This is a genomic window from Pseudomonas sp. H3_D04, from assembly GCF_054669175.1.
On record NZ_CP162801.1, the window covers coordinates 6,044,406 to 6,057,570 of the forward strand.

At 60.5% G+C, this 13,165-nt stretch carries 13 protein-coding genes; 8 read left to right on the forward strand and 5 right to left on the reverse strand.

Annotated elements, in window-relative coordinates:
* Window positions 1-65: 65 nt before the first annotated feature.
* Complete coding sequence (locus AB4N91_RS27740; RefSeq protein ID WP_042932478.1) at window positions 66-1,634, reverse strand: phospholipase D family protein; 1,569 nt, start codon at window positions 1,632-1,634, stop codon at window positions 66-68.
* Window positions 1,635-1,694: 60 nt separating this feature from the next.
* Window positions 1,695-3,128 (reverse strand): aminotransferase-like domain-containing protein, encoded by a 1,434-nt coding sequence (locus AB4N91_RS27745; protein WP_010465180.1) that lies wholly within the window; start codon window positions 3,126-3,128, stop codon window positions 1,695-1,697.
* A gap of 179 nt (window positions 3,129-3,307) precedes the next feature.
* Here AB4N91_RS27745 and AB4N91_RS27750 point away from each other — a divergent pair, with 179 nt between their 5' ends.
* Complete coding sequence (locus AB4N91_RS27750) at window positions 3,308-3,553, forward strand: DUF1127 domain-containing protein (RefSeq protein ID WP_010465178.1); 246 nt, start codon at window positions 3,308-3,310, stop codon at window positions 3,551-3,553.
* A gap of 136 nt (window positions 3,554-3,689) precedes the next feature.
* On the opposite strand, the gene AB4N91_RS27755 is transcribed toward AB4N91_RS27750, so the two are convergent.
* Window positions 3,690-4,982, reverse strand: coding sequence for an NAD(P)/FAD-dependent oxidoreductase (locus tag AB4N91_RS27755; protein WP_221107767.1), 1,293 nt, complete (start codon window positions 4,980-4,982; stop codon window positions 3,690-3,692).
* Window positions 4,983-5,129: 147 nt separating this feature from the next.
* Between AB4N91_RS27755 and AB4N91_RS27760 the strand changes: the two genes are divergently transcribed.
* Entirely contained in the window at window positions 5,130-5,483 is a 354-nt protein-coding gene (locus AB4N91_RS27760; RefSeq protein WP_007947437.1) for a YkgJ family cysteine cluster protein, read from the forward strand.
* A gap of 135 nt (window positions 5,484-5,618) precedes the next feature.
* Here AB4N91_RS27760 and AB4N91_RS27765 read toward each other — a convergent pair whose 3' ends face one another.
* A complete protein-coding gene (locus AB4N91_RS27765; RefSeq protein ID WP_010465173.1) occupies window positions 5,619-6,107 on the reverse strand; it encodes an Lrp/AsnC ligand binding domain-containing protein in 489 nt (162 codons plus the stop codon).
* A 157-nt stretch (window positions 6,108-6,264) separates the two neighbouring features.
* On the opposite strand from AB4N91_RS27765, the gene dadA reads away from it, so the two are divergent.
* From dadA to AB4N91_RS27795, 6 genes are all read left to right on the forward strand, one after another.
* On the forward strand, window positions 6,265-7,569 hold the full coding sequence (dadA, locus tag AB4N91_RS27770) for a D-amino acid dehydrogenase (RefSeq protein ID WP_010465171.1): 1,305 nt from the start codon (window positions 6,265-6,267) through the stop codon (window positions 7,567-7,569).
* Window positions 7,541-7,894 (forward strand): RidA family protein, encoded by a 354-nt coding sequence (locus AB4N91_RS27775; RefSeq protein ID WP_102594923.1) that lies wholly within the window; start codon window positions 7,541-7,543, stop codon window positions 7,892-7,894. The genes dadA and AB4N91_RS27775 overlap by 29 nt, the downstream gene beginning before the upstream one ends.
* Window positions 7,895-7,998: 104 nt before the next feature.
* A complete protein-coding gene (gene alr, locus AB4N91_RS27780; RefSeq protein WP_154912750.1) occupies window positions 7,999-9,072 on the forward strand; it encodes an alanine racemase in 1,074 nt (357 codons plus the stop codon).
* Between the two features lie 126 nt (window positions 9,073-9,198).
* On the forward strand, window positions 9,199-9,747 hold the full coding sequence (locus AB4N91_RS27785) for a cupin domain-containing protein (RefSeq protein ID WP_007947433.1): 549 nt from the start codon (window positions 9,199-9,201) through the stop codon (window positions 9,745-9,747).
* A 182-nt stretch (window positions 9,748-9,929) separates the two neighbouring features.
* A complete protein-coding gene (locus AB4N91_RS27790) occupies window positions 9,930-10,340 on the forward strand; it encodes a c-type cytochrome (protein WP_077748586.1) in 411 nt (136 codons plus the stop codon).
* Window positions 10,341-10,478: 138 nt separating this feature from the next.
* Entirely contained in the window at window positions 10,479-12,401 is a 1,923-nt protein-coding gene (locus tag AB4N91_RS27795) for an acetyl-CoA hydrolase/transferase C-terminal domain-containing protein (protein WP_042932481.1), read from the forward strand.
* 127 nt (window positions 12,402-12,528) lie between these two features.
* Here AB4N91_RS27795 and AB4N91_RS27800 read toward each other — a convergent pair whose 3' ends face one another.
* On the reverse strand, window positions 12,529-13,101 hold the full coding sequence (locus AB4N91_RS27800; protein WP_109626693.1) for a xanthine phosphoribosyltransferase: 573 nt from the start codon (window positions 13,099-13,101) through the stop codon (window positions 12,529-12,531).
* Between the last annotated feature and the right edge of the window lie 64 nt (window positions 13,102-13,165).

A 13,165-nucleotide genomic window follows, 5' to 3' on the forward strand; every position in this document is an offset into this window, starting at 1 on the left:
TTAGGGCCGCTTCGCGACCCAGCGGGAGCAAGCTCCCTCGCCACATTTGATTGATGGAAGCAACGCTACAACATCCGCTCAAGGCCGACCGCCGTGCTGAACCAGGAATTGAAGCGGCGCCATAGACTCCCCGGCTCCTTGGTCAGCGTGTGCATTTTGCCGTCATCCTCCGTCACCCAGACGATCCGGTCATTCTCCAGTTTCACCTGATAGCTCAAGGGCGGCGCCATACCCTCCATGGCCGCTCTACGCACATGCGCGGCGAGTTCGGGGCTGTCCACCAGCACGCCGACTTCGGTGTTCCACAGCACCGAGCGTGGATCGAAGTTGAATGAGCCGATGAAGGATTTCTGCTGGTCGAAGATCATCGCCTTGCTGTGCAGGCTGGAATCGGAACCCCGGAAGGACTTGCTGTAGAAAATATGCGGCCCGCTGCCGCCGCCTTCGCCGGGCTGGCGGCGCAGTTCGTACAGCTTCACGCCATGTTCCAGCAGCGCCCGGCGATAAGGCGCGTAACCGCCGTGCACGGCCGGCACGTCCGTGGCTTCAAGCGAGTTGGTCAACAAACTCACCGACACCCCGGCGTCGGCCCGGCCGGTGAGGTAGACCAACCCCGGCTGCCCCGGTACGAAGTAAGCCGAGATCATGATCAGTTCTTTGCTGACGCCCGTAAGCTCCGGCGCCAGTTGCGTGGTCAGCAACAAATGGGGGTCAGGCTCGCCGTCCGACAAGACCTTGCTCGGTGCATCCCACAGCGCCTGGTTCCAGGCCCAGATCAGCTCCCGGCGCCAGATGTCCATGCGTGGCTTTGTGGTGTAAGTCATCAACTGCTGATAGAGCGCATGATTCTGCTTGCGGGTCTCTTCCAGGGATTCTTCCAGGCGCGTGCGGGTATTTTGCAGGTCCTTTTGCGTCGGTCTGCTCGACAGGAACTCGTCGATCGGTTTGCTCAGCGCGCTGTTCCAGTACTGGTCGAAGCTGTGGCCAAGCTGTTCCGCCACCGGCCCGACGCCGAGCATGTCGATGTCGGTGAAATTCAGGTTGGGCTCGGCATCGAAGTATTCGTCTCCCAGGTTACGGCCGCCGACGATGGCCGCACTGTTGTCCGCCAGCCACAACTTGTTGTGCATGCGCCGATGTTGCAGCGACAGGTTGAACAAGCGGCCCATGGTGCGTGTCACGCCCGTGGCGCGGCCCAGGTGCAGCGGGTTGAACAGGCGGATCTGGATCTGCGGGTGCGCAGCGAGGGTCGCGATGATCCAGTCCAGGCCGTCGCTGGTGGTGTCATCGAGCAGGATTCTCACCCGCACGCCGCGATCCGCAGCCTTGAGTAATTCGTCCGCCAGCATCCGCGTGCTGATGCCGTCATGCACGATGTAGTACTGCAAGTCGAGGCTGCTTTGGGCATTGCGGATCAGCTCGGCACGGGCCATGAAGGCTTCGCTGCTGTTGGACAGCAAGCGAAAGCCGGACCTGCCCTCGTGGGGCGCGGCCTGGGCCTGGATCGAGCGGCCGAACGCCGAATCGCTGGCGGGTAAAGCCTGGCTCGGTTCGCGTTGAACGTCGAAGCTGGCGCAACCGCCCAGAAACGAGGCGAGTAGCAGAAGAGCAAGTAGGGGCTGTCTGACTCTCACGTAGGAACGTTCCGATTGGCGGCAAAGGTCGGTATATGGACGCTGGATTCCTGAGAAAGGTCAGTCGGTGATGTGGTCCGTTTCTGCCAGCAGTTTGATCGCTGCGGCGCCGACCTTGCGCACGGCTTCTTCGATCAGCGGTGTTGGCTTGGCAGCGTAGTTCATCCGCAGGCAGTTGCGGTACTTGCCCGAGGCGGAAAAGATGCTGCCGACGGCAATCTGTACGCCTTGATCATGCAGGGCGCGATTCAGTTTCAGGGTGTCAAAGCCGTCCGGCAGCTCAACCCACAACATGAAGCTGCCTTGCGGGCGACTGGCGCGGGTGCCGGCGGGGAAATAGCGCGTGACCCAGTCGATCATCAGGTCGCGACTGCGTTGGTATTGCGTGCGCATCCGCCGCAAATGCGGTTCGAAATGCCCGGCCTTGAGAAATTCGGCAATCGCAATCTGCGGTTGCGGCGCGGTAGAGCCGGTGCTGATGTATTTCATGTGCAGCACCCGTTCCAGATAGCGTCCGGGCGCGACCCAGCCAATGCGCAGCCCGGGTGCCAGGGTTTTGGAAAAGGAACTGCACAGCAACACGCGGCCGTCTTCGTCGAAGGATTTGATCGTGCGTGGACGCGGGTAGCTGTAGGAAAGTTCGCCATACACATCGTCTTCGATAATCGCTACGTCGAAACGCTGTGCGAGCGTCAACAAGGCGCGTTTGCGCGATTCCGGCATGATGTAGCCCAGCGGGTTGTTGCAGTTGGGCGTCAACTGTATGGCCTTGATCGGCCATTGCTCCAACGCCAGTTCGAGCGCATCGAGGCTGATCCCGGTGATCGGGTCGGTGGGGATTTCCAGGGCTTTCATGCCCAGGCCCTTGAGGGTCTGCATGGCGCCGTGAAAGCTGGGCGAGTCCACCGCCACAATGTCCCCCGGCTCGCAAATCGCACGAATGCTGGTGGACAGTGCTTCATGGCAGCCGGTGGTCACCACCAGGTCGTGGGCGGTCAATTGGCACCCGGAATCGAGCATCAGGCGAGCAATCTGTTCGCGCAGTTCGAGGGTGCCGTAGATGTTGTCGTAATACAGACCGGGCATGTCCTGGCGACGGCTGATGCGCGCCAGGTTGCGCAGCAACGGTTTCATGGTCGGCGTGGTGATGTCCGGCATGCCGCGGCCCAGTTGCACGACGTCCTTGCGCGGGACGGCGCGGATCAATTCCAGCACCTGATCCCACTGCGAAATATCCACCGGACGCTGGGCCGGACGGCCGATGGCCGGCAGCTCCGGCAATTCGCGGCCCACCGGTACGAAGTAGCCGGACTTGGGTTTGGGGGTCGCCAGCCCGCTGTCTTCCAGCACGCGATAGGCCTGCTGCACAGTGCTCAGGCTGACCCCGTGCTCGACACTCAACGCCCGCACCGACGGCAGCCGGTCACCGGGGCGATAGAAGCCCTGTTCGATACGGGTACCGAGCAATTCGGCGAGGTTGACGTAAAGGGTCATGGCGCAGTCTCGATGCGGGTAATTCGGTTAACCAGTACAGATGGGGCTAAATTATCGGATTCAGACGCTGAATCGAAGAATCTGTATGGGGTTAATACAGTCTCGTTGAATCTGTAATGCTTTTTGCCGTCCGCGCATCATGAAAGCTCTGGCTACCCAAGTAAACAGGAGCAATCAAAATGAACGGCTTGAGCGATGTGCGGCTGACGTTACACAGTCAGGAACTGGCGGCAGGGCAGAAAAACGGTGCGCGCGAGGCAGTCATGCGCAATGCGCCGTCCGGCCTGAGTCGCTGGGGACTGTTCTGGCATCGTCTGCACACGCGCAAGGCGTTGCTGACGCTCACGCCCGAGCAACTCAGGGATGTGGGGTTGAGTCGGGAGCAGGCGCGGGAGGAGGGGCTTAAGCCTTTCTGGCGGATCTGAGTTTTGCGGTGTTCTGGAGGGCCTCTTCGCGGGCAAGCCTCGCTCCTACAGGTTATGCGTCGGTCGGAAGATCGACACTAACTCTGTAGGAGCGAGGCTTGCCCGCGAAGGCGCCCGCCAGAGCGCTACAACTTCCTCAGACCAACTCTTTAAGCCGATGCCACAACATCCCCAGCGCCAACAGCGGCGAGCGTAAATGCTTCCCGCCGGGGAAGGTGATATGCGGGACGCGAGCGAACAGATCAAACCCGCCCCCTTGCTGCCCACTGATCGCCTCGGCCAACAACTTGCCCGCCAGGTGCGTGGCATTCACCCCATGTCCGGAATACGCCTGGGCGTAATACACATTCGGCTGATCCTTGAGCTGGCCAATCTGCGGCAGTCGGTTGGCGCCGATGCCGATCATCCCGCCCCATTGATAGTCGATCTTCACCCCGCCCAGTTGCGGGAAGACTTCCAGCATCTTCGGCCGCATGTACGCGCCAATGTCCTTCGGGTCGCGGCCCGAATAATGGCAGGCACCGCCAAACAGCAGGCGTCGATCCGCCGAAAGCCGGTAGTAATCCAGCGCCACCCGTTGATCGCAGACCGCCATGTTCTGCGGCAGGAGCGAGTGCGCCAGCTCTTCACTCAACGGCTCGGTGGCAATGATGTAGCTGCCCGCGGGCAGCACCTTACCGCTAAGATGCGGGTTGAGTTGGTTGAGGTAGGCGTTGCAGCCCAGCACCAGCGTCTTGGCGCGAACCGAGCCTTGGGCGGTATGGACCTTTACTTCGGGGCCGTAATCGATGCGGGTCACCGCCGAGTGTTCGAACAGCTTTGCGCCCAGCTGCTGCGCGGCGGCCGCTTCGCCCAGTGCCAGGTTAAGCGGGTGAAGATGGCCCGAACCCATGTCGATCAAGCCGCCGACGTAGCGGTCCGAACCCACCACCGAGTGCATTTCATTGGCTTGCAGCAGCCGGGTTTCATAGCGGTAGCCGAGGCTGCGCAGCTCTTCGGCATCTTCGGCGAAACCCTCGAGGTCGCGGGGTTTGTTCGCCAGGTCGCAGTAACCCCAGGTCAGGTCGCACGGAATCTGGAAACGCTCGACACGCTGGCGGACGATTTCCACCGCTTCCAGGCCCATGAGTTTCATCTGGCGCACGCCTTGCGCACCGATCACGTCGGTGAACTGATCGAGGCCATGACCGACGCCGCGAATCAATTGCCCGCCATTGCGTCCGCTGGCACCCCAGCCGATCTTGTGCGCTTCCAGCAAGATCACGCTGAGGCCGCGTTCGGCCAGCTCAAGCGCCGTGTTCAGCCCGGAAAACCCGCCGCCGACCACGCACACGTCCGCCACCAGATCGCCTTGCAGCACCGGATGATCGGGCTGCGGCAGGCTGCTGGCGGCGTAGTAAGAGGCAGTGTGCTGGGCACGGGCATTCATGTGAGCGTCCCTGATTCGTGTGTCTATAAAATTTGACGGAGCATAAGCCGGACGTTCCGGCGCGGGCAACATTGGTCGGTTCGTGCTGTCTGGATCGCGGCTTTTGCGTCAGAATCCCGGTCTATTCCGCTTTGGGTCACCGCTTCGATGAGCTGCAACAGCCAGAAAATCCGCACGCTTCGCCAGCAGATCCCCTCGTTCGAGTGCGTGCCCGGCTGCCATGACTGCTGTGGACCGGTGACCACCTCGCCGGAAGAAATGTCCCGCCTGCCGCGCAAGACCCGGGCCGAGCAGGATGCGGCGATGGATGAGCTCAACTGCGTGCACCTGGGCCCCAATGGCTGCACGGTGTATGACGAGCGGCCGCTGATCTGCCGGTTGTTTGGGACCACCAAGACCTTGCCGTGCCCGAATGGGCGGGGGCCAGTGGAGCTGATTCATCCGCGGGTGGAGAAGCAGATTCATGAGTACATGGCGTCGACCCGGCAGGTCCTCGTCTGAGGGAAGACCGAGTCGCCTGTATCGCTAGCAGGCTAGCTCCCACACTGGATCTGCGTCATGCACAGACTGTGTGCACGCTGAAGATGGTGGGAGCGAGCCTGCTAGCGATGGGGTCTGAACAGACACCACAAAGTCTCAATCCGGAATCGGCAGGCACAAACTCTCTTTCACCTCTTCCATCACGATATAGCTCTTGGATTCGCGCACATGCGGCAGCTTGAGCAGGATGTCGCCCAGCAGCTTGCGGTAGGAAGCCATCTCGGAAATCCGCGCCTTCACCAGGTAGTCGAAATCCCCCGACACCAAATGGCATTCCAGCACATGGGGCAGTTTCAGCACCGCACGTCGGAACTCTTCGAAAGTGTCGCCGGATTTGTAGTCGAGGCTGATCTCGACGAACACCAGAAGACTACCCTTGAGGTGCTGCGGATTGAGCCGGGCGTTGTAGCCCATGATGATCCCTTCGCGCTCCAGGCGCCGGACCCGCTCGGTACACGGTGTGGTCGAGAGCCCGACCTTTTCCCCAAGCTCGGTGAAGGAGATGCGTCCGTCCGCTTGCAGGATCCGCAGGATGTTGCGGTCGATCTTGTCCAGCTCACGTTTGGTCTGAGTGTTGGTACGCATAGGGGATGCGCCTCCGTGAAAAGGGTTTTTGCCGAGAATTCTCGCCAAATATAGGCAGTTATATAGTGAAAAGCACTGCCTAATCTTTTTTACACTGCGCACATCAATGCTCTACAACTACGAACGTCAGCGGCAAGCCGCGATGAGGGATATGAAAATGCGCGTTATGGTCTTGGGTAGCGGCGTCATCGGTACCACCAGTGCTTATTATCTGGCGCGTGCCGGGTTCGAAGTGGTGGTGGTGGACCGTCAGCCGGCCGCTGCCATGGAGACCAGTTTCGCCAACGCCGGGCAGGTATCGCCGGGTTATGCCTCGCCGTGGGCCGCGCCGGGCGTGCCGCTCAAGGCCATCAAGTGGCTGTTGCAGCGCCACGCACCGCTGGCGATCAAGGCCACCGCCGACATCGACCAATACCTGTGGATGGCGCAGATGCTGCGCAACTGCACCGCCAGCCGTTATGCGGTGAACAAGGAACGCATGGTGCGTCTGTCCGAGTACAGCCGTGACTGCCTCGACGAACTGCGCGCTGAAACCGGCATTGCCTACGAAGGCCGCAGCCTCGGGACGACCCAACTGTTCCGCACCCAGGCTCAACTGGACGGCGCAGCGAAAGACATCGCTGTTCTGAAAGAGTCCGGCGTGCCGTTCGAACTGCTCGACCGCGCTGGCATTGCCCGCGTTGAGCCGGCCCTGGCCAGCGTCACTGATATCCTCGCCGGTGCCTTGCGCCTGCCGAACGACCAGACTGGCGACTGCCAGATGTTCACCACTCGCCTGGCCGAAATGGCCGTCAAATTGGGCGTGGAATTCCGTTTCGGCCAGGACATTCAGAAGCTCGACTTCGCCGGTGATCGCATCAACGGCGTATGGATCGACGGCAAGCTGGAAACTGCGGATCGCTACGTGCTGGCACTCGGCAGCTACTCGCCGCAACTGCTCAAGCCACTGGGCATCAAGGCCCCTGTGTATCCGCTCAAGGGTTACTCCCTGACCGTGCCGATCACCAACCCGGCGATGGCTCCGACCTCGACCATTCTCGACGAGACCTACAAGGTCGCGATCACCCGTTTCGACAACCGCATCCGTGTCGGCGGCATGGCTGAAATAGCCGGTTTTGACCTGTCGCTGAACCCGCGTCGGCGCGAAACCCTGGAGATGATCGTCAACGACCTTTATCCTCAGGGCGGCGATCTGGCCCAGGCGAGCTTCTGGACCGGTCTGCGTCCGACCACCCCGGACGGCACGCCCATCGTTGGTGCCACCCCGTTCAGCAACCTGTTCCTGAACACCGGTCACGGCACGCTCGGCTGGACCATGGCGTGCGGCTCCGGCCGTTTGCTGGCTGACCTGATGGCGAAAAAAACGCCGCAGATCAGCGCCGAAGGCCTCGATATTTCCCGTTACGGCACAAAACTTCAGGAGTCCGCAAAACATGTCAATCCAGCGCCAGCTCACCAATGAGCGCATGAGCCAGATCGTTGTCCACAGCGGCACCGTCTATCTGGCAGGGCAGGTCGGCGACGACATGAGTGCCGGGATTGAACAGCAGACCCGTGAAACCCTCGCCAATATCGAGCGTTTGCTCGATCTGGCAGGCACCGACAAGAGCCGTTTGCTCTCGGTCACGATTTACCTGAAAGATATCGACGCGCATTTCGAAGGCATGAACGCGGTGTGGGACAAGTGGCTGCCAAAAGGCGTCGCCCCGGCCCGTGCGACCGTTGAGTCGAAGCTGTGTGAACCGCAAATCCTGATCGAGCTGTCGGTGGTCGCCGCTCTGCCGTAAGCCTGTCAGGACGTTAGAAAGATCCCTCTTCCGGTGCTGTTGGCGGTTCACGCCGTCAGCCAGCGCCGGTTTTTATTCCCATGACCGCCTAGAAGTCTGCCGCCATGCGTCCAGCCCGTGCCCTGATCGACCTTCAAGCCCTGCGTCACAACTACCGGATCGCCCGTGAAACCACGGGGGCCAAGGCCCTCGCCGTGATCAAGGCGGATGCCTACGGCCATGGCGCGGTGCGTTGCGCCCAGGCGCTGGAAGCCGAGGCGGACGGATTTGCCGTGGCTTGTATCGAAGAAGCGTTGGAGCTGCGCGCGGCTGGCATTCGGGCGCCGGTGTTGTTGCTGGAAGGTTTTTTCGAAGCCGATGAGCTGTCGCTGATCGTCGAGCATGATTTCTGGTGCGTGGTGCATTCGTTGTGGCAGCTCGAAGCCATCGAGAACGCCGCGTTGAGCAAGCCCATCACGGTCTGGCTCAAGCTCGATTCCGGTATGCACCGGGTTGGCTTGCATCCAAAGGATTATCACGCGGCGTATCAACGGCTGCTGGCCAGCGGCAAGGTGGCGAAGATTGTCTTGATGAGCCACTTCGCCCGCGCCGATGAGCTGCACCAGCAGGCCAGCGCCGAGCAGGTCGCTGTGTTTGAAGCGGCACGTAAAGGTTTGTCGGCCGAGATCAGCTTGCGCAACTCGCCGGCGGTACTCGGTTGGCCGCAGATTCCGAGCGATTGGGTTCGCCCGGGCATCATGCTCTACGGCGCCACGCCGTTTGAAGAAGCCAACGCCGTGGCCTCCCGTTTGCAGCCGGTGATGACCCTGGAATCGAAAGTGATCTGCGTGCGTGAACTGCCGGCCGGCGAGCCGATCGGTTATGGCGCCAAATTCATCACCCCCAAGCCCATGCGCGTCGGGGTGGTGGCCATGGGTTATGCCGATGGTTACCCGCGTCAGGCACCGACCGGCACGCCAGTATTGGTCGCCGGGCAGCGCAGCCAGTTGATTGGCCGGGTGTCGATGGACATGCTCTGCATCGATCTGACCGATGTACCGCAGGCCGGCCTGGGTTCGGCCGTTGAGTTGTGGGGTAAAAACATCCTCGCCAGCGACGTGGCCGCCGCCGCTGACACGATTCCCTATCAGATCTTCTGCAACCTGCGCCGGGTGCCAAAGCTCTATTCCGAGGGTTAGCGGTCAGCAGTCCGTACCGGAAGTCGCTTCGCTGAACAGGATTCAGGCCAAAGTGTTGTAAATACTGAACGCTGTCGCCATGATAACGCTCAATATTTCTACAACCTGAATCTTGGAGGCGCAAGCTTGGACGTCGGTGAACGACTGCAATCCATCCGTAAGCTCAAAGGTCTTTCCCAGCGTGAGCTCGCCAAGCGCGCGGGCGTCACCAACAGCACGATTTCCATGATCGAGAAGAACAGCGTCAGCCCCTCGATCAGTTCGCTGAGGAAGGTACTGGGCGGGATTCCCATGTCCATGGTCGAGTTCTTTTCCGAAGAAATCCTGCAGGAAAAACCGACGCAGATCGTCTACAAGGCCAACGAGCTGATCGATATTTCCGATGGTGCAGTGACCATGAAACTGGTCGGTCGGGCGCATCCGAGCCGGGCTATCGCCTTCCTCAATGAAATCTACCCGCCTGGCGCCGACACCGGTGACGAGATGCTCACCCATGAGGGCGAGGAAACCGGCATTTTGGTGGAAGGCCGACTGGAACTGGTGGTAGGCCTCGAAACTTTTGTGCTCGAAGCGGGGGATAGCTACTACTTTGAAAGTACCAAGCCACACCGTTTCCGTAATCCGTTCGATGCGCCGGCGCGACTAATCAGCGCAGCCACGCCCGCGAATTTCTAAGAGAAGAGGCGTCCTGCCAGCATGGCGGAGGCACCCAAACCGTTTTTCCATTGCGCAACAAGACCCCTTCGACTTTGGGGTTGTTTCAGTGTGACGGGGTTACCGTTATACTTGCGCCCGCCTGCGAACCGTGGCCGTAGGCGTGACTAGCCACCATTGAGGGTGAACGCGTGAATCTAATTATGAAAATGCTGGCCGTACCAGCAACCGTATTGGCCCTATGGGCAGTCAGCGCACAAGCAGCGACCAACGACGATATTGCTAAACGCCTTGAGCCAGTCGGCCAGGTTTGCGTCCAGGGTCAAGAGTGCAAGGGGATGGAAGTTGCTGCTGCTACTGGCGGTGGCGGTGCCAAGACGCCTAAAGATGTGATTGCAAAACATTGCAATGCTTGCCACGGAACCGGCCTGCTGGGTGCGCCGAAAATCGGCGACAAGGCTGCCTGGAAAGAGCGCGCCGATCACCAGGGCGGCCTAGACGGCATCCTGGCCAAAGCCATTACCGGTATCAATGCGATGCCGCCTAAAGGCACCTGCGCCGACTGCTCCGACGACGAGCTGAAGGGCGCCATCAAAGAAATGTCCGGCCTGTAACACGCCAGCATCTTCAGCGAAAAAGCCGCTTACGAGCGGCTTTTTTGTGCCTGCGATTTTCCTTGGGGACTATTCTTTGCAGTAAAGGCCCGGCAAGCTCGGTCCAACCCCAATTCACGGAATGTAAGGGAGGATCAGATGGTGCAGCTGTGTTCTATCGAGCAGGCGGTCGATGACGTATTGGCGCGGTTGCCAGCGCATATCCACATGGGCCTGCCCCTGGGCCTGGGCAAACCCAACCACTTCGTCAACGCGTTGTTCCAGCGCGTCGCGCAACTGCCCGACCGGCAGCTGACGATCTACACTGCCCTGTGCCTGGGCCGCCCGGCCTTGGGCGACGGTTTGCAAAAGCGCTTCCTCGAACCCTTCATCGAGCGAGTGTTTGGCGATTATCCGGAGCTGGATTTTCTCGCCGGACTTCACAAAGACAGCCTGCCGGCCAACATTCACGTCCATCAATTCTTTATGCAGCCCGGCAGCCTGCTGCATAGCGAATCGGCCCAGCAGGACTACGTCAGCAGCAACTACAGCCACGCCGCGCGGGACATCAACGCCGCCGGTTTGAACCTCGTGGCGCAACTGGTGGCCAGCCACGCCGAACACCCGGATCGTCTGAGCCTGAGCTGCAACCCTGACATCACCCTCGACCTGTTTCCGATGATCGCCAAACGCCGGGCGGCGGGAGAGACGATCCTGCTGGTGGGCCAGGTGCACAACGATTTGCCCTACATGCCCGGTGACGCCGAAATAGGTATCGACACCTTCGACCTGCTGATCGACGAGAAGGACAACACCACACTGTTCTCCACGCCGAACATGCCCGTGGGTTTCCAGGATCACTTCATCGGCTTGCACGCCAGTACGCTGGTGCGCGATGGCGGCACCTTGCAGATCGGCATCGGTGCCATGGGCGATGCCCTGACCGCAGCGTTGCTGGCGCGTCAGGCCGACAATGCCGGTTACAAGGCGTTGCTGGCGGATATCAATCTCAGCCAGTGGGCGCAGTTGATCGACCGCGAAGGCGGCATCGATCCGTTCGCGAAGGGCCTTTACGGTTGCAGCGAAATGTTCGTCAACGGCTTGCTGGTACTGGCCGATGCCGGAATCGTACGGCGCAAGGTCTACCCGGACGTGCCGACCCAGCAACAAGCCAATGCCGGCACTCTCGACGAAGCCGCGCAAACCGATGGCATCTCGGTGCATGGCGGGTTCTTCCTCGGGCCGCGCAGTTTTTACGAGCGCCTGCGCGAGCTTCCGCAAAGCAAGCGACTCGAATTCAACATGACCCGCATCAGCTACATCAACGAGCTCTACGGTCAGGAAGAACTCAAACGCTTGCAGCGCCTGGACGCGCGCTTCATCAACACCGTGTTCACCATGACCCTGCTCGGCGCGGGCGTGGCCGATCAGCTCGAAAGCGGGCGAGTGCTGAGCGGCGTTGGCGGGCAATACAACTTTGTTGCTCAGGGCCATGCGCTGGAGGGCGCGCGGTCGGTGCTGCTGTTGCGCAGCTGGCGCGAGGCGGGCGGTGAGGTCAGTTCGAACATCGTCTGGGAATACGGCCACTGCACGATCCCACGGCATCTACGGGACATCGTGGTCACCGAGTACGGCATCGCCGATCTGCGCGGCAAGACCGATGCGGCGGTGATCGAGGCATTGCTGAATATCAGCGACTCTCGCTTCCAGCCGGGGTTGATCGAGCAGGCGCAGAACGTTGGCAAATTGCCGAAGAATTTCCGCATCGATCCGCGTTTTGCCGACAACAGCCCGGAGCGTTTACAGGCGATTCAGGCGTTGCATCCGAATTTGTTTCCGGAATATCCGCTGGGGTGTGATTTCACTGCGGTGGAGAGGGATTTGTTGCGGTCGCTGAACTGGTTGAAGAGCAAGTTCAAGCTCTCGGAGATTCTGGAGTTGGGCAAGGCTGCGCTGGACGCGCCGGAGCCTGCGGCGTTTCCCGAGCATCTGGAGCGGATGCAGCTGACCAACCCGGAAGGGCTGAAAGAGGACCTGTTTCAGCGGCTACTGCTCACCGGCCTCAAGGCCACCGCGCCATAACAGCCACTCCAAAACCACTGTGGGAGCTAGCCTGCTCGCGAATGCTGAGTATCAGTCGACATCATCGTTGACTGATCCAGCGCTTTTGCGAGCAGGCTCGCTCCCACAAGGGATATGCGGTGTGGCTTTATTCGATGAAGGTAACCACGCCATCTTTCAGCGACTGCACCCGAGCCAGCGACTCAACGCGATAACCTTGGGCATCCAGTTCCGCACGCCCACCCTGGAACGACTTCTCGATCACGATCCCCAAGCCGGCGACGGTGGCGCCGGCCTGTTTGATGATCGAGATCAGCGCCTGGGACGCCTTACCGTTGGCCAGGAAGTCATCGATGATCAGCACGCGGTCGCTGCTGGTCAGGTGGCGCGGGGAGATGGCCACGGTGCTTTCGGTCTGCTTGGTGAACGAGTAAACGGTCGCCGACAGAAGGTTTTCAGTCAGGGTCAGTGACTGATGCTTGCGGGCAAAAATCACCGGCACGCCGAGGTTCAGGCCGGTCATGATCGCCGGGGCGATGCCCGAAGCTTCGATCGTGACGATCTTGGTGATGCCCGAGTCCTTGAACAGCGCAGCGAATTCATCGCCGATCAGCTTCATCAGGGCCGGGTCGATCTGGTGGTTCAAAAAGGCGTCGACCTTCAAGACCTGATCGGAAAGCACGATGCCTTGTTCGCGGATTTTCTGGTGCAGTGCTTCCATGAAGCGTTCCTCTACTGGCGCCATGTGCGCCTAGCTTGTCAAAAATGCCTGGTTAAAAAGTGTT

Coding starts and splice junctions, on each gene's coding strand:
- AB4N91_RS27765 (WP_010465173.1), bottom strand. CDS start 6,107: ATGCGTACCAACACTCAGACCAAACGTGAGCTGGACAAGATCGACCGC.
- AB4N91_RS27790 (WP_077748586.1), top strand. CDS start 9,930: ATGAAAATGCTGGCCGTACCAGCAACCGTATTGGCCCTATGGGCAGTC.
- AB4N91_RS27800 (WP_109626693.1), bottom strand. CDS start 13,101: ATGGAAGCACTGCACCAGAAAATCCGCGAACAAGGCATCGTGCTTTCC.
- AB4N91_RS27795 (WP_042932481.1), top strand. CDS start 10,479: ATGGTGCAGCTGTGTTCTATCGAGCAGGCGGTCGATGACGTATTGGCG.
- AB4N91_RS27755 (WP_221107767.1), bottom strand. CDS start 4,982: ATGAATGCCCGTGCCCAGCACACTGCCTCTTACTACGCCGCCAGCAGC.
- AB4N91_RS27760 (WP_007947437.1), top strand. CDS start 5,130: ATGAGCTGCAACAGCCAGAAAATCCGCACGCTTCGCCAGCAGATCCCC.
- AB4N91_RS27775 (WP_102594923.1), top strand. CDS start 7,541: ATGTCAATCCAGCGCCAGCTCACCAATGAGCGCATGAGCCAGATCGTT.
- AB4N91_RS27750 (WP_010465178.1), top strand. CDS start 3,308: ATGAACGGCTTGAGCGATGTGCGGCTGACGTTACACAGTCAGGAACTG.
- AB4N91_RS27745 (WP_010465180.1), bottom strand. CDS start 3,128: ATGACCCTTTACGTCAACCTCGCCGAATTGCTCGGTACCCGTATCGAA.
- alr (WP_154912750.1), top strand. CDS start 7,999: ATGCGTCCAGCCCGTGCCCTGATCGACCTTCAAGCCCTGCGTCACAAC.
- dadA (WP_010465171.1), top strand. CDS start 6,265: ATGCGCGTTATGGTCTTGGGTAGCGGCGTCATCGGTACCACCAGTGCT.